Below are 18,372 nucleotides of genomic sequence, written 5' to 3' on the forward strand. Positions count from 1 at the left end.
CGTCCGTGACGAGGAGGAGCCCATGAGCGCGGAAGAGCGGTACGTCGTCGGTGTCGACTTCGGCACGTTGTCAGGCCGGGCGGTGCTCGTCCGCGTCCGGGACGGCGCCGAGGTCGGCGACGGCGTGCACGAGTACGACCACGGAGTGATCGACGAGGCCCTGCCGGACGGCGGCGGCCTCGATCCCGACTGGGCCCTGCAGGCGCCCCGGGACTGGCTGGACGTGCTGCGGTCCGCCGTCCCGAAGGCGCTGGCCGTCGCGGACGTGTCGCCATCCCAGGTCATCGGCATCGGCACGGACTTCACCGCCTGCACGGTCCTGCCGGCGACCGCCGCCGGGACGCCCCTGTCCGACCTGCACCCGGAACGGCCGCACGCCTGGCCGAAACTCTGGAAACACCACTCGGCGCAGCCGCAGGCCGACCGGATCAACGCCCTCGCCGCCGAGCGCGGCGAACCCTGGCTGCGCCGCTACGGCGGCAAGATCTCCTCCGAGTGGGAGTTCGCGAAGGCCCTGCAGCTGCTGGAGCACGACCCCGAGCTCTACGGCCTGGCCGAACGCTGGATCGAGGCGGCCGACTGGATCGTCTGGCAGCTGACCGGCCAGGAATCGCGGAACATCTGCACGGCCGGTTACAAGGGCATCCACCAGGACGGCCGGTACCCGTCCCGCGAGTTCCTGGCCGCCCTCCACCCGGATTTCGCGGACTTCCCCGACAAACTCGGCCACGACCTGGCCCCCCTCGGCGGCCTCGCCGGAACCCTGACCGCGCGGGCCGCCGCCTGGACGGGCCTCCCCGAAGGCATCGCGGTCGCCGTCGGCAACGTCGACGCCCACGTCACCGCCGCCGCGGCCGACGCCGTCCGCCCCGGCCAGATGGTCGCGATCATGGGCACGTCGACCTGCCACGTCATGTCGTCCGGCCTGCTCGCCGAGGTCCCCGGCATGTGCGGCGTCGTCGCGGACGGCATCGTCCCCGGCCTGTGGGGCTACGAGGCGGGCCAGTCCGGCGTCGGCGACATCTTCGCCTGGTTCGTCGACAACTGCGTTCCCGCCCACTACAACCAGGCGGCGGCCGCCGCCGGGCTGACCGTGCACGAGCACCTGACCGCCCTCGCCGAGGAGCAGCCGGTCGGACGGCACGGCCTCGTCGCGCTCGACTGGCACAACGGCAACCGCTCCGTCCTCGTCGACCACGACCTGTCCGGCATGGTCGTCGGCCAGACGCTCGCCACCCGGCCCGAGGACGTCTACCGCGCCCTCATCGAGGCCACCGCGTTCGGCGCCCGCATGATCGTGGAGACGTTCGAGGCGTCCGGCGTGCCCGTCGAGGAGTTCGTCGTCGCGGGCGGCCTGATGAAGAACCGCTTCCTCATGCAGGTCTACGCCGACGTCCTGCGCCGCCCGCTGTCGCTGATCGGCTCGTCCCAGGGCCCGGCCCTGGGCTCCGCCGTGCACGCCGCCGTCGCCGCCGGCGCCTACCCCGACATCACGTCCGCCGCCGCGGCGATGGGCCGACGCGTCCCGTCCGCCTACACCCCGAACAAGGCCCGCGCGGACGCCTACGACTCCCTCTACGAGATCTACCGCACGCTCCACGACCGCTTCGGAGACGGCGAGATCATGCATCGCCTCCGCTCCCTCCGTTGACCTGCGGCATGTCGCCCTCATGAGCGGACCTCAAGGGCGCCACGCCGCAGGTGAAGGTGGTTCTAGCGGGCGGCGGGGGCGGTGCTGCGGCGAATGATCAGCTGGCTCGGGACCTGGGGCGGCGCGTCCACTGCCGTGCCCGGCCCGGTCAGCTGCCCGATCAGAAGCTCCACGCAGTGCCGGCCCAGGGCGGTGAAGTCCTGCCGGACGGTCGTGAGCGGCGGGGTGAGGAACGCCGCCTCCGGGATGTCGTCGAAGCCGATGACGCTGACGTCGTCCGGTACCCGGCGGCCGCTCTCGTGGATCGCCCACAGCAGCCCGAGCGCGATCTGGTCGTTGGCCGCGAACACGGCCGTGACGCCGGGGTCGGCGGCCAGGAGCCGGCCGCGCTCGTAGCCGGACCGGGCGCTCCAGTCGCCGGGCGCGCAGCCGGGGACGTCCGCGCCCGCCTCCGCGAGCCCGTCCCGCCAGCCTCTCGTGCGCTCGTTCGCCTCCCACCAGTTCGCCGGGCCCGGCAGGTGGTGGACGGTCCGGTGCCCGAGCTCCAGCAGGTACCGGACCGCCTCCCGTGGCGCGAGGTAGTGGTCGGCCGACACGGTCGCGACGGTGGCCTCCGGCCCGAGCAGGACGGTCGGCAGATCGTCCGGCAGGTGCCGCAGGGCCTCGTCCGGCGGGACATGCCCGGGGATCATGATGATGCCGTCCACGCCCTGGTCGCGGAACCGGTCCACCGCCCCCGCGACCGCGCCGTGCCCCGGCGACTCCAGGCTCGCGACGCTGGTGAAGAACTCGGCGGCGCGGGCGTTCCGCTCGATCGCCGCGATGATCGACGCCGGTCCGAACAGCGCCGTGTCGAAGCTGACGACGCCGAGCGTGCGGGACCGCCCGGTCGCCAGGGCCCGCGCCGCCGCGTTCGGCCGGAAGTCCAGCTGCGCCGCGGCGGCCAGCACCCGGTCCCGGGTCTTCGGGCTGACCATCGGATGGTTCTTGAACACCCGGGACACGGTCTGGTGGGACACCCCGGCGATCCGTGCGACGTCGCGGAGCCCGGGCCGGGCCGGTGGTGGCGTGGCGGTCATGTCGCTCCCGAATCTATCGGGTCGCCCCGCGGGGGCGTCCTCCGCCGGGGCCGCCCGGTCAGCGGGCCGTCCCGCTGCGGCGCTTGGCCCAGATGTCGAACGCGACCGCAGCCAGCAGCACCAGGCCCTTGATCAGCATGACCCGCTCGCTCGGCGCGCCGAGCAGCGACATCCCGTTGTTGATCACGCCCATGATCAGGCCGCCCGTGATCGCGCCGATCACCTTGCCGACGCCGCCCTGCACGGCCGCGCCGCCGATGAACGCCGCCGCGATCGCGTCCAGCTCGAACATGTTCCCGGCGGTCGGGCCCGCCTGGTTCAGCCGCCCGGCGAACACGATCCCGGCGATGGCCGACAGCACGCCCATGTTGACGAACAGCCAGAACGACACCGACTTGACCTTGATGCCCGACAGCTGGGCCGCGAGGAGGTTGCCGCCGAGCGCGTAGACGTGCCGGCCGAACACGGCCCGGTTCATCACCAGCGTGGAGCCGAGCACGAGCACGCCCAGCAGGACGAGCACCCACGGCATGTTCTTGAACCGCGCCAGCTGCACGGCCATGAACATCACGACCACGACGGCGAGGGCGTTCTTCATCACGAACACGGTGAACGGCTCGACCTTCTGCCCGTACCCGATGCGCCCCTGCCGGTTCCGCCAGCCGAACCCGACGTACCCGGCGACCAGCACCAGCGCGATCAGCAGCGTGAACAGGTCCGCGCCGCCGAGCGGGCCGAGCCCGATGTTGCCGAGGTAGCCGGACAGGAAGCCGTTGGCGATCGTCCGCACCTCGTCCGGGAACGGGCCGATGCCCTTGTTGCCCAGGACGGTCAGGGTCAGCGCGCGGAACACCAGCATCCCGGCGAGCGTCACGATGAACGCCGGGATCCCGAAGTAGGCGATCCAGTACCCCTGCCACGCCCCGATCGCGGCGCCCGCCAGGAGCGTCAGCACGACCGCCACCGGCCACGGCACGTTGTGCTCGACCATCAGCACGGCCGCGATGGCGCCCGTCACCGCCACCACCGAGCCGACCGACAGGTCGATGTGCCCGCCGATGATGATCAGGATCATCCCGATGGACAGGATCAGGATGTAGGAGTTCTGGACGATGATGTTGGAGATGTTCTGCGGGGACAGCAGCTGTCCGTCGGTGAGCACCGCGAACAGCGCGACGATCAGCCCGAACGCGATGTAGATACCGCTCTGCCGGAGGTTGACGGGCAGGGTCCGGCCCGCCTTCGGCCGCTCGGCGGGCGGCGGGGTCACGGCCTGGTCGGCCGGCGCCACGCTGCTCATGCTGTGGTCTCCTCGGTCTGGGTCATGTACTGCATCAGCCGCTCGGGCGTCGCGTCCGCGCGGCGCACCTCACCGGTGATCCGGCCCTCGGCCATCGCGTAGACGCGGTCGCAGATTCCGATCAGCTCCGGCAGCTCGGACGAGATCACCAGCACCGCCCGGCCCTGGTCGGCCATCCGGTTGATGATCGAATAGATCTCGTACTTGGCGCCCACGTCGATGCCGCGGGTCGGCTCGTCCAGGATCAGGACGTCGGCGTCGGTGAACATCCACTTCGACAGGACGACCTTCTGCTGGTTGCCGCCGCTGAGCTGCCCCGCCGGGGTCAGCACGCTCGGCGCCTTGATGTTCATCTCCTTGCGGTACCGCTCGGCGACCTCGTACTCGCGGTTGTCGTCCACCCAGCCCGCCTTGGCGAGGCCGCGCAGACCCGCCGCCGAGATGTTGCGCCGGATGTCCTCGATGAGGTTGAGGCCGTAGGTCTTGCGGTCCTCGGTGGCGTAGGCGAGCCCGTGCCGGATCGCGTCGGTGACCGTCCGGAGCGTGATCTCCTCGCCGTTCTTGTAGACCCGTCCGGTGATCCCGATGCCGTAGCTGCGGCCGAACACGCTCATCGCCAGCTCCGTCCGGCCCGCGCCCATCAGGCCCGCGAGCCCGACGATCTCGCCGCGGCGCAGCGTCAGCCCGGCGCCGTCCACGACGACGCGGCCGTGCTGGGTGGGGGAGTGGACGGTCCAGTCCTCGATCCGCAGCACCTCGCCGCCGATGTCGGGGACGCGGTCGGGGAAGCGGTGGTCCAGGTCGCGGCCGACCATGCCGGAGATGATGCGGTCCTCGGACACGTCGCCGCGCATGTCGAGCGTCTCGATCGTCCGGCCGTCGCGCAGGATCGTCGTGGAGTCGGCGATGGCGCGGATCTCGTTCAGCTTGTGCGAGATGATCACGCAGGTGATGCCCTCGTCGCGCAGGCCGCGCAGCAGATCCAGCAGATGCTCGGAGTCGGAGTCGTTCAGCGCGGCGGTCGGCTCGTCCAGGATCAGCAGCCGCACCCGCTTCGACAGCGCCTTCGCGATCTCGACGAGCTGCTGCTTGCCGACGCCGAGGTCCATCGCCGGCGTCACCGGGTTCTCCCGCAGCCCGACCCGGTCGAGCAGCTCCGCCGCCTCGGCGTTCGTCCGGTTCCAGTCGATGAGCCCGAACCGCCCGCGGCGCTCGTTGCCGAGGTAGATGTTCTCGGCGATCGACAGGTAGGGGCTGAGCGCCAGCTCCTGGTGGATGATGACGATGCCGCGCCGCTCGCTGTCGCGGATGCCGGAGAACCGGCACGGCTCGCCCTCGAACTCGATGTCCCCGCTGTAGTCGCCGTGCGGGTGGACGCCGGACAGCACCTTCATCAGCGTCGACTTGCCGGCCCCGTTCTCGCCGCAGATCGCGTGGATCTCGCCCCTGCGGACCTCCAGGTTGACGTCCTCCAGCGCCTTCACCGCGGGGAAGGTCTTGGTGATGCCGCGCATCCGCAGTATCGCGTCGGTCATGGTCCTCCTCGGGGTCGGCGGCGCCCGCGGGCTCCGGGCCCGCGGGCGCCTGCCCCCGGCGCGTTACTTCAGCTGGTCCTCGGTGTAGTAGCCGGTGTCGATGAGCTGTTTCCTGTAGTTGTCCTTGTTCACGATCACCGGGTTGAGCAGGTAGGACGGCACGACCTTCACGCCGTTGTCGTAGTCCTTGGTGTTGTTGACCTCCGGCTTCCCGCCCTTCAGCACGGCGTCGGCCATCTTCACCGTGACCGAGGCGAGCTGCCGCGTGTCCTTGTAGATCGTCGAGTACTGCTCGCCCGCGATGATCGACTTGACCGAGGCGACCTCGGCGTCCTGGCCGGTCACGATCGGGTACGGCTGCCCCTCGGTCCCGTAGCCGCTGGACTTCAGCGCCGACAGGATCCCGATCGACAGGCCGTCATAGGGGGACAGGACGCCCTGGATCTTCGTTCCGCCGCCGTACTCGCGGGTGAGGAGGTCCTCCATGCGCTTCTGCGCGCGTCCCGGGTCCCAGCGCAGCGTCGCGATGGTCTTGAAGTCCGTCTGGCCGCTCTTGACGACGAGGGTCTTCTTGTCGATGTACGGCTTCAGGGTGTCCATCGCGCCGTTGTAGAAGAACGTGGCGTTGTTGTCGTCGGGCGAGCCGGCGAACAGCTCGATGTCGAACGGCCCCTTCGCGGTGCCCTCGGACCCGTCCGGCTTCTTCAGGCCGAGCCCGACCAGCAGCGACGTCGCCTGCTGCACGCCGACCTTGTAGTTGTCGAAGGTGGCGTAGTAGTCGACGTTCGGGGAGTTGCGGATCAGCCGGTCGTAGGCGATGACCGGGATGTCGTTGTCGGCCGCCTTCTGCAGCTGCGTCGTTATCGCGGTGCCGTCGATCGAGGCGATGATCAGCAGCCGGGCGCCCTTGGTGATCTGGTTGTCGATCTGGTTGGCCTGGGTGGGGATGTCGTTCTCGGCGTACTGCAGGTCGACCTTGTAGCCGAGCTGCTCGAGCTGCTTCTTGAGATTGTCGCCGTCGTGGATCCAGCGCTCGGACGAGCGGGTCGGCATCGTGACGCCGACCAGGGCGCCCTTCGCCGACGTCTGCTCGGCCTTCTCCTTGTCGATGGTCTTCTCACTCGACCCGCATGCGGTCATGCCGAGCGTGAGCCCAAGGCCCAGTGCCAGGCTGACGAGCTTCCTACGCTTCACGTCTCACCTCGGGGTGGCTGCCGGTGGTCGCAGGACAGGCTGTTACCGGTCACACTGCCATGTCAAGAGGCCTGTGTGCGCCGCGTCACAACCGTGACCCAACTCGCCACCCGATTGTTAGCGTTATCACGACGTGCGTCAACACCTGAGAAGCGCCGCCCCGCAAGCGTTCGATCTGTACGGCTTTGACCAGCTGTAACGCGTACCTGTCCCGCAGATCGTTAACAGTTCAGTCGGTTAACGCAAACATTCCGGGTCAGTGGAGGGCGGCGGCGAGCTCATCCTGGTAGGGGAACGTCCCCGGCCGGTAGGAGCACCACGGCTCCTCCGCGTACGGGTCCCCCGACAGGGCCAGGGCGCGCGAGCGCGAACCGCCGCAGACCGCCTTGAACTCGCAGGCACCGCACCTTCCGGTCAGGTTGCCGGGATCGCGCAATCCGGCGAACAGCGGAGAGGTCCGGTACACGTCGGTGAGCCTCTCCCGGCGGACGTCGCCCGCGGCGGCCGGCAGGAACCCGCTGGGATGCACGGCCCCCAGATGCGACACGAACACGAACCCGCGCGCGGAGCCGACGTCCATGGGCGGACGGCGGGCCCGCCGCACCGGCAGGTCCAGTTCGGCCAGCCGCTCCCGCAGCTCCCGGTAGAGCGGCCCCAGCCCCAGCACGGCCACATGGTCGTCCCCGTGCCGCCGCAGGATCTCCCGCTGGAGGACGACGCGGCGGAAGTGGTGCGCCTCGGTCGTGCGGGCAGGGACGAACGCCCCGGCGTCGTACACGAAGTTGAGCACGTCCTCGACCTGGTGCGGATCGAGCCCGGGAAGCAGCCGGCCCCGGCCGGTCGGAACGAGCAGGAACGCGCTCCAGGTCAGCGCCTTCATCGCGTGGACCACCCGGACGACCTCCGCCAGATCGGTCAGGTTGTGCCCGGAGACGGTCGTGTTGATCTGCACCTTGAGCCCCAGGTCATGGGCGGCGCGCCAGGCGTCCAGCGTCCAGCCGTACACGCCCCGGGTGGCGCGGAAGTCGTCGTGGATCCGCGCGGACGAACCGTCCAGGCTCAGGGAGATGGCCCGCGCGCCCGCCTCCCTCAGCCCGGCGAGGTTCGCCCTGGTCAGCGTCGGTGTGCCCGACGGGGAGACCGAGACCGGCAGGCCGAGCCGCGTACCGTGCCGGACCAGGTCGAACAGGTCCGGCCGCTGGAACGGGTCGCCTCCGGTGATGACGAACAGCGGCGGCGGCGTCCCGAACGCGGCGACCTGCGCCATCAGGTCGCACGCCTCGGCGGTGGTGAGTTCCTCCGGGTTCCGGTCGGGCAGGGCCTCGGCGCGGCAGTGCCGGCACGCCAGCGGGCACGCCCGCGTCGCCTCCCAGATCACGATGAACGGCCGGTCGGCGGGGTCATGGCGGGGAACGCGGATCTGTGTCATGGCTTCATCAGGTAGTCGACGGCGTCGGCGGCGGAGTACTCCCCGTCCGCGTGGAGGAGGCCGGGCAGGAACCCGAGGTCCTGGCCGAGGGTCAGCAGGGGCGGCTCGACGTAGCCGTCCGCCCGGTGCTGGCCGAGCCCGACGTTGGTGACGAGCGCGTTGCACAGGCAGCGGCGGCCGTCGGTGTCCTCGGCGGCCCCTCCCTTGCGGACGTAGTCGTCGACGGGCTCGGCGGCGCAGCGGTAGCCGACCGCTCCGTTCGCCTTGAGGTAGGGCGTCCGCAGGTAGCCCAGGTCGCACAGCCTGGGCCGCTTCTCGTAGACGTCGTCGTCGGAGAGGGTCTCCGGCAGCGGCGCGACCTTGAACGGGAACCCGGCCGGTGAGGCCCGCGGGTCGTTGCGCACCCGCAGGTCGCCGTCCATCGCCTGCCGGACGAGCCGCCGCCGCAGCCCGGGCTCCAGGCCGGACTCCCGGCACAGCGCGAAGATGCTGCCGGCCTGGATCCCGGTGGCGCCCAGGGCGCGGGCCCCGGCCAGTGCGCCGGGCCTGGCGTAGCCGCCGGCCACCCAGAACGGCAGCCCGAGCGCGGCCACCTTGGCCAGGTCGACGTGGTCGCGCGGGCCGTAGACGGGCTCGCCGTCGTCGTCGAGGCGCATCCGCCCGCGGGGCGGCGCGCTGTGCCCGCCCGCGACCGGCGTCTCCACGACGAACCCGTCCGGCCGCGTGACCGGCGACCGGTTCAGGTACATGGCCAGGACGGACGAGGAGACGATGGCCAGCAGGCGCGGCCGGCACGGGCGCGCCATCGGCGTCCCCGGCCCGGCCAGTGACACCGGGTCGAACTCGATGGTGCGGCCGGTGTCCGCGCCGGCGACCGTCACCGTCAGATGCGCGGGATGCAGGGCGGCCAGCGCGTCCATCAGCACGGGGATCTCGCTCGGGATGCCGGCCCCCATCAGGACGTAGTCGACCCCGGCCAGCATCGCGCCGAAGACGGCGGGCGGGGTCGCGATCTGGATCTTCTCCAGGTAGTTGATCCCGACCTGGCCGTCGTGCCCCTGCCTGGCGAGCCACACCTCGGCGAAGTTGCCGGCGGCGATCAGCTCGTCCCGGCTCCTGTTCGGCCGCAGCCCGAGCCTCGGCACCGGGCGGAAGGGGCGGCCGGGCTCGATCCCGCCGGGGACGAAGTAGCGCCGCAGGATCCGCTCGGCCACCTCCGGGACGGGGAAGTGGCCGAGCGCGCGGCGCAGGTCGCCTCCCGGGTCCCCGGCCTGGAGCCCGCGCGCCAGCAGCGCGTCCAGCGCCACCCCGGAGACCACGCCGAGCTGCCCGGTCGCGGCCACGGCGCGCGCCAGCCGCCATCCCGACACTCCCGCGCCCATGCCGCCCTGGATGATGCGGGGCTCAGGCATGCCGGCTCCGCGCCGTCGCCGACCGGGTCAGCACCTCGGGGAACGGCCGGCGTGGCGTGCCGGGAACCGGTGGCCCGTACCCGAACCGGATGATCGCCTGGATGTGGCCGGGCGGCCGTTCGGCGGCCGGGTCCGACCGGTCCGCGGCCAGCATGTCGAGGGGCTGGCACAGCATCGAGGTCGCCACCCCGTGCCGCGTGGCGGTCAGCAGCACCCGCTGCAGGCCCTGCCCGGCCCGCAGCCAGTCCGCGGGGCCGTCGCCCTTGGTGAGCAGGACGCCGAGCTGGGGGCGGGCGGCGAAGTCGTCGACCGGCCGCCCGGACCCCGGCCCGGCGAGGCCGAAGTCCCGCAGCGGGACGCCGCGCCCGCTCGGCCGCGGCCCGTACGCGTACCAGGGGACGCCGTCGCCGCGGGTGCGGTCCGGTGTCCAGCGGGCCAGTTCGGCGAGGTAGCCGGCGTCGGCGGCCAGTTTCCCGTCCGCCGCCGCGACGAGGCTGAGCAGATACGCCGTGGCCTGCGGCCCCGGCAGGCTCAGGGCAACCCCCTCGGCCCGCGCGGCGGCCATCAGCTCCTCGCGGACCAGCCGCGGGACCAGGCGTTTGCTGAACGGGCTCCGGTTGGTGCGCCGGTGCGGGATCGTCGCGTACAGCTCGGACTGGCCGATCGTGGGCATGGGCGCGTCCATGGCCTGGACGGACGCCAGCAGCGTGGGGCTGTCCACGGCGTCCGGGATGGGTTGGACGTGGGGCTTGTGGCCGGTCATACGGATCGCCAGCCGCAGGTTGAGCAGCGCCGCACCGCAGCTGATGAACAGGGCCCGGCCACGCGGGTCGATGACGTCCAGCCTTCGGTCCGGGTCGGCGTGCAGTTCCAGCACCGCCGTGTCGACGAGCCGGAACCGCCAGGGCTGGGTGTTGTGCACCGACGGTGCCGCGATGGCCGCGGACACCAGGCGCCGGACCCCGACGTGTGTGGCGAACGGGTGGGGCATGGCGTTCCTCCCACGTGCAGACGCTGTAACGACAGGCTCCCCGGTCGCCGGTGCGCCGCCACAGGGACGAAGGTCCCTCAAGGAGGGGACCAAAGGCGTGCGAACGGGCCGGATCAGCGCAGCGGGAAACCGAGCCTGCGGCCTTCTTCGCGCAGTTCGTCGCGTACGGAGGGGTGGGCGACCTCGTCCACGATCTGCTGGGCCTGGGACGCGGCGTCGCGGCCCCAGACGGCGGCGGTGCCCTGTTCGCTGACGATGTAGCTGTGCTGGAACGAGGTGACCGGACCGGCCAGGCACGGTATGACGGTGGAGACGTCCGCGCGGGGATGCCAGGACGGCAGCGCGATGACGGCGCGTCCGCCGGGGGAGTGCAGGGCGCCGACGACGAAGTCGGTCTGGCCGCCGAACCCGGAGTAGATGACCCCGCGCACGCGGCTGGCGTTGGCCTGGGCGTACAGATCGACCTGGAGGGCGGAGTTCACGGAGACCAGGCGTGGCCTGCGGGCGATCAGGCCGGGGTCGTTGGTCTTCTCGGTGCGCAGCATCCGGACGCGTTCGTTGCGGTCGGCCCAGTCGTACAGTTCGCGGCTGCCGAAGGCGAACGAGGAGGTGATGGGCGTGGCGGTGTCGAGCGCGCCGGCCTTCTCCAGGGCCAGGACGCCGTCGCTGAACATCTCCGACCACACCCCGAGGCCCCGGCGGTCCAGCAGCGAGGCCAGCACCGCGTCGGGTATGCCGCCGATGCCGAGCTGCAGCGTCGCCGCCTCGGGGACGAGCCGCGCGACCCGCTGCCCGATCTCCCGCGCGACGTCACCGGGGGGCCGCGGTACGGGTGTGGCGAGCGGCTCGTCCGTCTCGATGGCGTAGTCGACGTCCTCCAGGGCCAGGACGGAGTCGCCGTAGGTGTAGGGCATCCGCGGGTTCAGCTGGGCGATCACCAGGCCGCCGCGTTCCCGGACGGCCTCGATCGCGGCGGGCAGGATGTTCACCTCGATGCCGAGCGAGACCGTCCCGCCCGCGGGCATGGACGTCTGCATCACCACCACGTCCGGCGGCAGCAGCTCCTTGAGCAGGTTGGGCACCAGCGACAGCCGCGAGGGGTAGTACCGCAGGCCGTCCCGGCCGCGCATCCCGGCGCCGACGAACGGGGTCTCCAGTTCCACCCCGTCGCGGTCGGGCAGCTCGCCCTGGGCGTTCAGCATGAACAGCCGGTACTCCGCGAGCGCCTCGTCCAGGACGGCCAGCGCACGCCCCGGCGTGGCGAAGTTGCCGCCGGCCACCACCCGCGGCCGGCCCGGCAGACCGGACAGGACGGCGCCGAGGTGCGTCTCCGAGATCACCCGCATCGGTGAATCCTCCAGTCATCGGCGTTGCACCGCAAGTCAGCCGGGGGACAGGAGCGGGCGGCGGTGCCAGAGGTGTTCGGCGCCCGCCGGCCGGACGGCGGCGAGGGCCTGTCCGACGGCGTTCTCCACCGTTCCGCCGGTGTCGACCGCGACCGACTCGGGCCACGGGGCCGCGTCCGCCCGCATGGCCGCGGCGATGCCGGCGTCGGCGTCGGAGATGCCCCGCGAGCGGGCGCGGACCCGCATGCGTTCGGTGGCGACGGATTCGGGGGCCTCGCAGCGGAGGGACATCAGATGCGCATGCTCGCGTTCGGCCACGGCGGCGATCAGATCCCGTTCCTCCTTCGCGGACCAGGACGCGTCCAGGATGACGGTCTCACCGAGCCGGAGCAGGCTCGCCGCGCGTCCGGCCAGCTCGCGGTAGGTGCGCCTGCTCCACTCCGGGGTGTAGATCCCGGTGCCGTAAGCGGCGGCGGCGGAGTCCTCGGGCGGGAGGCCGGCGAGTTCCTTGCGGACGCGGTCGGTACTGAGCAGTGAGCAGCCGAGCCGGTCGGCCAGCGCGCCGGCGAGGGACGTCTTGCCCGTGCCGGGGAGCCCGCCCACCAGGATCAGATCGACCTTCCCCGCGCGCAGATGACGCAGTGCGACGTCGGTGTAGGCGTGCGCCTCGTCGGCGGCCTCCGGGACGCCCTGGCCGTAGCGCAGGCACGCGACCTTGGCGCGGACGAACGCCCGGTACGCGACGTAGTGGTGGCGCAGCGAGGGCGGCGCCGGGTCGGCCGCGAAACCCGCGTACGAGTCGATGAAGCGTTCGGCGAGTCCGGGTGCGCCGAGACGTTCGAGGTCCATGGCGAGGAACGACGCGTCGTCGAGGCCGTCCAGGCTGCGCAGCGTCGGGTCGAATTCCAGGCAGTCGAGGAGGCGCGGCCCGTCGTCCAGGCAGAAGATGTCGCCGGCCAGCAGGTCGCCGTGGCCGTCGACCACCCGGCCGTCGGCGATGCGCGCGTCGAACAGCGCCTCGCGGCCGGCGAGGAAGGCGGTCGTGAGTTCCTCGACCTCGGTGGCCGCCGCGCCGTCGACGGCTCGGTCGTGGAAGGGGCGCACCTGGTCGAAGCTGTCGTTCCAGCGGCCCCGGACGGCGTCGCGGGTGCCCTGGGCGGCGATCTGCGGTCCGCGCGGTGCCTCGGCGTGCCAGGCCGCCAGGATGCGGGCGGTGTCGCGGAGCGCGTCCTCGACCGGCGCGCCGGCCTCCACCAGGGTGGACAGGCGGCGGTCCGCCGGCATCCGCCGCATCACGACCAGGTGGTCGCAGACCTCGCCGCCGCCCGGCGCGTGCACGTCGGAGACACCGAGGTAGACGTCCGGCGCGAAACGCCGGTTGAGCCGGACCTCCTCATGGCATGCCCTCTCGCGCAGCTCCCGCGTGCTGAAGTCGAGGAATCCCACGTCCACCGGTTTCTTGAGCTTGTAGGCCCGGTCGCCCACGAAGAAGACCACGCCGATGTGGGTCTCGCTCACGGCGGCGTTCATCGGTATGACCTCCAGGGTCTCGGTCGCGTTCAGAAATGGTCGGCGCGGTCCAGGGTGAACCGGATGAATTCACCGGCCGGCTGTCGCTCACTTCCCCAGGACCAGCCCGCGCTAACTGTGGAGGGGATGGTGTATCCGCCGAAGGCGGCCTCCTCTTCGACGATGACGGAGAACGGGTGCTCTCTGAACGGGCCGTTCCCGGGGCTGCCCCAGCGGGGGAGCGAGACCACCCTGAGCGCCCCGTCCGGCGCCACCGTCAGCGTGACGGCGTGGTCCCGTCCGGCGATGGCCACGTGGGCGCGTGCGCGCTGGTCGTCGACCGGTTCCCAGCGGACCGCCGGCGAAAGCGCCACCGCCGGGACGAAGACGAACTCGCTCGCCAGCCGCCCGGCCGCGCTGAGCGAGATGTCGGGTCCCTTGGCCGACATGACGGGGACGGCGCCCATCAGCCGCCACCGCATCTCGCCCTTCCCGCCGCTGTACCGGTCGTACCCCCGGACCGTGAGGCCGGCGGCGTGCGCGGTCGCCGCCCAGACGAAACCGGACGGCGGGCTGAGGATCTGCGTGGCGTGGAACGAGGGCCACCAGGCGCCGAGCCGGATCCGTCCCCGCATCTCCAGCAGCGCCGCGCCGCGGAGCGGTGTCCCGGCCCGGATGGCGTGGTTCAGCCAGCGCCGGGCGGGTGCGGGCAGGTCCCGCACCATGTCGGGGTCGTAGGGCCTTCCCGGCTCCGAGGGCGTCGCCAGATCGCGCCAGCCGCGCCGGGCGGCGGCCGTCAGCCGCGGCACCGGGACGGGTTTGCGGGGAGCCTCGGCGACCTCGCCGGACGTGGTGGGGCGTTCCGCGAACTGCGTGCTCATCAGCATCTCCCTGGACGAGGTGACCAAGGACAGCGAATCAGCCGGTGCCCCGCGCAAGGAGGGCCGTTGGCCCTCGATCTGCGGACGAAGGTCCCGCGGCCGGGATCCGGCGGCCGGTGATGAGCTCGGGACGCAGGCAGATGTAGTGGTCGCGTTCGCCGGCGGCCCAGGTCTCCAGCGGGAGGCGTTCGAGGACGCGCAGCTCGTCCGGGGCGGTGACATGGCGGGCGGGGCCGATCGCGACGACGGACCAGCCCGTCCGGGCGCCGGTGTCGAACTCGTCGACCTCGAAAGCGACGATCGTGCCGGTGGCGGCGGTCGCGAGCCGCGAGGCGCCGGACGTCCTGATCACGATGTCGGTGCCGTTGAACGCGAAGTTCACCGGCTGGACAGCGGGGAGCGCCTGATGCGTGAACACGATCCGGCCGACGGCCGTGCGGGCGAGCAGGGCCAGGCATTCGTCCCGGTCGAGGATCTCCAGACCGCTGTGATCGAGGTGCATGCCTCCAGGCTTCCGGGGCGGGTGACGGGCCGTCAGGGACGAAGGTCCCCGTGAACGGCCTCGGAAGGCATCAGTCCCGCAGGCCCTTGGACTTCGCGGCATCCGCCTTGAGCTGGGCGGCGAGGGCGGCGGCCTGGGTCCGGCGGCTCATTCCGAGCTTGGAGAACAGGTTGGAGATGTAGTTCTTGACCGTCTTCTCCGCGAGGAACAGGCGTTCGCCGATCTGCCGGTTCGTCAGGCCCTCGCCGATGAGCTCCAGGATGTGGCGTTCCTGCTCGGTCAGGCCCTTCAGCGGGTCCTTCTTCTCCTGCCGGTCGCGCAGCCGCTGCAGCATGCGGGCGGTCGAGCGGGGGTCGAGCAGGGACTGGCCGGTGGCGACGGTACGGACGGCGCCGACCAGGTCCGATCCGTGGATCTGCTTGAGGACGTAGCCGGCGGCCCCGGCCATCACCGCCTCGAAGAGGGCGTCCTCGTCGTCGTAGGAGGTGAGCATCAGGCACGCCAGGTCCGGCATCTGTGACCGCAGTTCCCGGCAGACGCTCACGCCGTCGCCGTCCGGAAGCCGGACGTCGAGGACGGCCACGTCCGGCCGGGACGCGGGGATGCGGGCCAGGGCCTGGGAGGCGTTGCCGGCCTCACCGGCGATCTCGATGTCGTCCTCGGCCGAGAGCAGCGCCGCCACCCCGCGGCGCACGACCTCGTGGTCGTCCACCAGGAACACCCTGATCGGCTCCGCGTTCCCCGGGTCAGTCATCGGCTCTTCTCTCTGCTCGGTGGTGACGGATCAGACGGTACCCGCCGCGCGTGCCGCGACACAGCAGCGGGACGTCCCGCGACCGGAAGGACCTAGGTCCCGGCTGACGCTCTCCGGCAGATGCGGGGATACTGGCGGTGTGGCCGACGAATCTCGTTTCGAAGATGATCGGGCGAGGCTGATTCTGCCCCAGCTTCAGCTGGACGATCTGCTGACCGAACTGCAGGCGCGGCTGGAGACGGCCCGCGCCACCCGCGACCGGGTGCACGCGCTGCTGGAGGCGGTGGTCTCCATCGGCAGCGACCTGGAGCTGGAGACGGTGCTGCACCGGATCATCGAGGCCGCCACGACCCTGGTCGACGCCCGCTACGGCGCCCTCGGGGTGATCGGCGACGACGGCGAGCGGCTGGTCCGGTTCGTCACCACCGGCGTCGGCGACGAGGAGATCACCGAGATCGGCCCGTGGCCGCACGGCCACGGCATCCTCGGGCTGCTGATCAAGGACCCGCGCCCGCTGCGGCTCCCGGACCTGAGCGAGCACGCCGAGTCCTACGGGTTCCCGCCCGGCCACCCGCCGATGCGGACGTTCCTGGGAGTCCCGATCCGGGTGCGGGACGAGGTGTTCGGGAACCTGTACCTCACCGAGAAGGCCGGCGGCGGCGAGTTCGAGGAGGAGGACCAGATCGTGGTGACCGCGCTGGCCACCGCGGCGGGCGTCGCGATCGAGAACGCCCGGCTGTACGAGGAGACCCGGCGGCGGGAGCGGTGGCTGGAGGCGTCGGCGGAGATCTCGACCGCGCTCCTGTCCGGCGTCGGCACGCATCAGGTGACCGCGCTGGTCGCCGAGCGGGCCCGGCAGATCGCCGGCGCCGCGCTCGGCACCGTGGCGCTGGCCGACGAGGACGGGCAGGGCTTCGTGTTCGAGGCCGCGGACGGCGACGGCGCCGACCGGCTCCAGGGGCTGCACATCCCCCGTGATCATTCGGTCATCGGGAGGGTGTTCGCCGAGGGCGCGGCGCTGCGGCTGGCCGGCGCCGAGGCCGCCCGCGAGGACGACGCCCCGGACGGCGAACCGGCGGCCGGCCCGGTGGTGGCGGTCCCGCTCGGCCTCGGGGCCTCCGCGCGCGGCGTGATCTCGGTGATCAACCCGCCGGGCGGCGCGGTGTTCACCGAGGGCACCCAGCGGCTGCTGGAGACGTTCGCGGGGCAGGCGGCGGTGGCGCTGGAACTGGGCGACCGGCGCCGCGACACCGAGCGGCTCGCACTGCTGGAGGACCGCGACCGGATCGCCAAGGACCTGCACGACACCGTCATCCAGCGGCTCTTCGCCACCGCGATGACGCTGATGGCCGTGGGCAAGATCACACAGAAGCGGGAGGTGGCCGTCCGGGTCCAGCGGGCGGTGGACGACCTGGACGACACGATCCGGCAGATCCGCTCGTCCATCTTCGCGCTGCAGACCCCCGCCGACGAGGAGTCGCTGCGCAGCCGCGTCCACGCCCTGGTCGACGCGGCCGCCGAACAGCTCGGCTTCGCGCCCTCGGTCCGGCTGGACGGCCTCCTGGACACCGCCGTCGACGACGAGACCGGCGACCATCTTCTGGCCGTCGTCCGGGAGGCCCTCTCGAACGTGGCCCGGCACGCCCGCGCCACCGAGACCATGGTGGTGATCGACGTCGGCGACGAGGACCTGACCCTCCGCGTCGAGGACGACGGCGTCGGCATCCCCCAGGGCGGCCGCCGCAGTGGCCTGCGCAACATGTCCGACCGCGCCGGGGGACTGGGCGGCGACTGCACCACCCGGGACCGTCCCGGCGGCGGCACCGTCCTCGTCTGGCGCGTCCCCCTGAAGCCCGCATAGAGGGGACCTTCGTCCCGCCGATCATGCGCCGAACGTACCTACGGCCCGCCCGCCGCCCGCGGTTGAGTCATAGGTGAAGCGAAACGGCGATGTGATGGAAGGTGAGACGGCGATGGCAGTCTCCGAGCACAAGGTGCACACGAACCACCAGGGGCACCGGACGCTGGTGCGGGTGATGGCCACCGGGCCGCTGACCGAGTCGCCTGCGGCGCGGTATGTGTGGGCGGCTGCGCGGCTGGCGCTGGGCTGGGTGTTCGCGTGGGCGTTCCTGGACAAGATGTTCGGTCTGGGCCACGAGACCCCCGCCGCCAAGGCGTGGGTCGACGGCGGCAGCCCCACCGAGGGGTTCCTGGCCAACAGCCCTGAGGGCCCGTTCGCGGGGTTCTACAACGACATCGCGGGGGCGGTGTGGGCGGACTGGCTGTTCATGCTGGGCCTGGCCGGCATCGGCGCCGCCCTCATCCTGGGCATCGGGATGCGGCTGGCCGCGGTGGCCGGCACGGCGCTGCTGGTGATGATGTGGACGGCGGTCCTGCCCCCGGCGAACAACCCGTTCATGGACGACCACCTGATCTACGCGATCGTCATCGTCGGGCTGGCCCTGGTCAGCGCCGGTGACACCCTGGGCCTGGGCCGCTGGTGGGGCGAGACCCGCCTGGTCAAGCGGTTCCCCTTCGTCAAGTAACCGCACCGACCCAAGGGGCGCCCCCCGCCGGGCGCCCCTTGATCGTGTTCAAGACTCCGAGAAGTCGTCGCGGGAGAGCCCCTTCTCCGACAGCTTCTCTTCGAGTTCGGCGCCGAGCTCCGTGCGATCGTCAGGCCGCGGCCTGGGTTCCTGCTCGGGGTCGCGACCCCGGTCACCACCCGGCTTCATCACGACCTGGTCCGTGTCCTCTGTTTTCGGCGCGTTCTCTTCAGGCGTGGTCAT

At 71.9% G+C, this 18,372-nt stretch carries 16 protein-coding genes; 3 read left to right on the forward strand and 13 right to left on the reverse strand.

The window, feature by feature from the left end:
* Nucleotides 1-22: 22 nt before the first annotated feature.
* Complete coding sequence (gene araB, locus ACGFIS_RS30205) at nt 23-1,651, forward strand: ribulokinase (protein WP_392906122.1); 1,629 nt, start codon at nt 23-25, stop codon at nt 1,649-1,651.
* Between the two features lie 62 nt (nt 1,652-1,713).
* Here araB and ACGFIS_RS30210 read toward each other — a convergent pair whose 3' ends face one another.
* The 12 genes from ACGFIS_RS30210 to ACGFIS_RS30265 form a co-directional block, all read right to left on the reverse strand.
* Nucleotides 1,714-2,730 (reverse strand): LacI family DNA-binding transcriptional regulator, encoded by a 1,017-nt coding sequence (locus tag ACGFIS_RS30210; RefSeq protein ID WP_392906120.1) that lies wholly within the window; start codon nt 2,728-2,730, stop codon nt 1,714-1,716.
* Between the two features lie 58 nt (nt 2,731-2,788).
* Nucleotides 2,789-4,030 carry a multiple monosaccharide ABC transporter permease gene (mmsB, locus tag ACGFIS_RS30215; protein ID WP_392906118.1) on the reverse strand — a complete coding sequence of 414 codons (1,242 nt, stop codon included), beginning with the start codon at nt 4,028-4,030 and terminating at the stop codon, nt 2,789-2,791.
* On the reverse strand, nt 4,027-5,565 hold the full coding sequence (gene mmsA, locus ACGFIS_RS30220) for a multiple monosaccharide ABC transporter ATP-binding protein (RefSeq protein ID WP_392906116.1): 1,539 nt from the start codon (nt 5,563-5,565) through the stop codon (nt 4,027-4,029). Before mmsA ends, mmsB begins: the two co-directional genes overlap by 4 nt.
* A 63-nt stretch (nt 5,566-5,628) precedes the next feature.
* Nucleotides 5,629-6,705: a multiple monosaccharide ABC transporter substrate-binding protein gene (gene chvE / locus ACGFIS_RS30225; protein WP_392906510.1), complete on the reverse strand. Its 1,077-nt coding sequence runs from the start codon at nt 6,703-6,705 to the stop codon at nt 5,629-5,631.
* 310 nt (nt 6,706-7,015) lie between these two features.
* Complete coding sequence (locus tag ACGFIS_RS30230) at nt 7,016-8,188, reverse strand: TIGR04053 family radical SAM/SPASM domain-containing protein (protein ID WP_392973334.1); 1,173 nt, start codon at nt 8,186-8,188, stop codon at nt 7,016-7,018.
* Entirely contained in the window at nt 8,185-9,600 is a 1,416-nt protein-coding gene (locus ACGFIS_RS30235) for a nitronate monooxygenase (RefSeq protein WP_392906112.1), read from the reverse strand. The genes ACGFIS_RS30230 and ACGFIS_RS30235 overlap by 4 nt, the downstream gene beginning before the upstream one ends.
* Nucleotides 9,593-10,591: an Acg family FMN-binding oxidoreductase gene (locus tag ACGFIS_RS30240; RefSeq protein WP_392973336.1), complete on the reverse strand. Its 999-nt coding sequence runs from the start codon at nt 10,589-10,591 to the stop codon at nt 9,593-9,595. Before ACGFIS_RS30240 ends, ACGFIS_RS30235 begins: the two co-directional genes overlap by 8 nt.
* A 113-nt stretch (nt 10,592-10,704) precedes the next feature.
* Nucleotides 10,705-11,937 (reverse strand): acetyl-CoA hydrolase/transferase family protein, encoded by a 1,233-nt coding sequence (locus ACGFIS_RS30245; RefSeq protein ID WP_392906108.1) that lies wholly within the window; start codon nt 11,935-11,937, stop codon nt 10,705-10,707.
* A 36-nt stretch (nt 11,938-11,973) separates the two neighbouring features.
* Nucleotides 11,974-13,467, reverse strand: coding sequence for an AAA family ATPase (locus ACGFIS_RS30250; RefSeq protein ID WP_392906107.1), 1,494 nt, complete (start codon nt 13,465-13,467; stop codon nt 11,974-11,976).
* Nucleotides 13,468-13,496: 29 nt separating this feature from the next.
* Entirely contained in the window at nt 13,497-14,327 is an 831-nt protein-coding gene (locus ACGFIS_RS30255; RefSeq protein WP_392906106.1) for a DUF6544 family protein, read from the reverse strand.
* 37 nt (nt 14,328-14,364) lie between these two features.
* Complete coding sequence (locus ACGFIS_RS30260; protein WP_392906105.1) at nt 14,365-14,829, reverse strand: pyridoxamine 5'-phosphate oxidase family protein; 465 nt, start codon at nt 14,827-14,829, stop codon at nt 14,365-14,367.
* Between the two features lie 70 nt (nt 14,830-14,899).
* Nucleotides 14,900-15,583 (reverse strand): response regulator, encoded by a 684-nt coding sequence (locus ACGFIS_RS30265; protein ID WP_392906104.1) that lies wholly within the window; start codon nt 15,581-15,583, stop codon nt 14,900-14,902.
* A gap of 139 nt (nt 15,584-15,722) precedes the next feature.
* Here ACGFIS_RS30265 and ACGFIS_RS30270 point away from each other — a divergent pair, with 139 nt between their 5' ends.
* Both ACGFIS_RS30270 and ACGFIS_RS30275 read left to right on the forward strand, forming a co-directional pair.
* Nucleotides 15,723-17,444: a GAF domain-containing protein gene (locus ACGFIS_RS30270; RefSeq protein WP_392906102.1), complete on the forward strand. Its 1,722-nt coding sequence runs from the start codon at nt 15,723-15,725 to the stop codon at nt 17,442-17,444.
* 112 nt (nt 17,445-17,556) lie between these two features.
* Entirely contained in the window at nt 17,557-18,129 is a 573-nt protein-coding gene (locus tag ACGFIS_RS30275; protein WP_392973338.1) for a hypothetical protein, read from the forward strand.
* Nucleotides 18,130-18,177: 48 nt separating this feature from the next.
* Here the strand turns inward: ACGFIS_RS30275 and ACGFIS_RS30280 are convergent, their stop codons facing one another.
* On the reverse strand, nt 18,178-18,372 hold the full coding sequence (locus ACGFIS_RS30280; RefSeq protein WP_392906099.1) for a hypothetical protein: 195 nt from the start codon (nt 18,370-18,372) through the stop codon (nt 18,178-18,180).

Origin of the sequence: Spirillospora sp. NPDC048824 (genome assembly GCF_043198455.1) — a bacterium.
Taxonomy (GTDB): Bacteria; Actinomycetota; Actinomycetes; order Streptosporangiales; family Streptosporangiaceae; genus Spirillospora.

Bases quoted from the DNA above. Each gene is read 5' to 3' on its own strand.
- ACGFIS_RS30240 (WP_392973336.1), bottom strand. From the start codon at position 10,591: ATGCCCCACCCGTTCGCCACACACGTCGGGGTCCGGCGCCTGGTGTCC.
- ACGFIS_RS30260 (WP_392906105.1), bottom strand. From the start codon at position 14,829: ATGCACCTCGATCACAGCGGTCTGGAGATCCTCGACCGGGACGAATGC.
- mmsB (WP_392906118.1), bottom strand. From the start codon at position 4,030: ATGAGCAGCGTGGCGCCGGCCGACCAGGCCGTGACCCCGCCGCCCGCC.
- ACGFIS_RS30280 (WP_392906099.1), bottom strand. From the start codon at position 18,372: ATGACCACGCCTGAAGAGAACGCGCCGAAAACAGAGGACACGGACCAG.
- ACGFIS_RS30275 (WP_392973338.1), top strand. From the start codon at position 17,557: ATGGCAGTCTCCGAGCACAAGGTGCACACGAACCACCAGGGGCACCGG.
- chvE (WP_392906510.1), bottom strand. From the start codon at position 6,705: ATGACCGCATGCGGGTCGAGTGAGAAGACCATCGACAAGGAGAAGGCC.
- ACGFIS_RS30255 (WP_392906106.1), bottom strand. From the start codon at position 14,327: ATGAGCACGCAGTTCGCGGAACGCCCCACCACGTCCGGCGAGGTCGCC.
- mmsA (WP_392906116.1), bottom strand. From the start codon at position 5,565: ATGACCGACGCGATACTGCGGATGCGCGGCATCACCAAGACCTTCCCC.
- araB (WP_392906122.1), top strand. From the start codon at position 23: ATGAGCGCGGAAGAGCGGTACGTCGTCGGTGTCGACTTCGGCACGTTG.
- ACGFIS_RS30210 (WP_392906120.1), bottom strand. From the start codon at position 2,730: ATGACCGCCACGCCACCACCGGCCCGGCCCGGGCTCCGCGACGTCGCA.
- ACGFIS_RS30265 (WP_392906104.1), bottom strand. From the start codon at position 15,583: ATGACTGACCCGGGGAACGCGGAGCCGATCAGGGTGTTCCTGGTGGAC.
- ACGFIS_RS30245 (WP_392906108.1), bottom strand. From the start codon at position 11,937: ATGCGGGTGATCTCGGAGACGCACCTCGGCGCCGTCCTGTCCGGTCTG.
- ACGFIS_RS30250 (WP_392906107.1), bottom strand. From the start codon at position 13,467: ATGAACGCCGCCGTGAGCGAGACCCACATCGGCGTGGTCTTCTTCGTG.
- ACGFIS_RS30230 (WP_392973334.1), bottom strand. From the start codon at position 8,188: ATGACACAGATCCGCGTTCCCCGCCATGACCCCGCCGACCGGCCGTTC.
- ACGFIS_RS30235 (WP_392906112.1), bottom strand. From the start codon at position 9,600: ATGCCTGAGCCCCGCATCATCCAGGGCGGCATGGGCGCGGGAGTGTCG.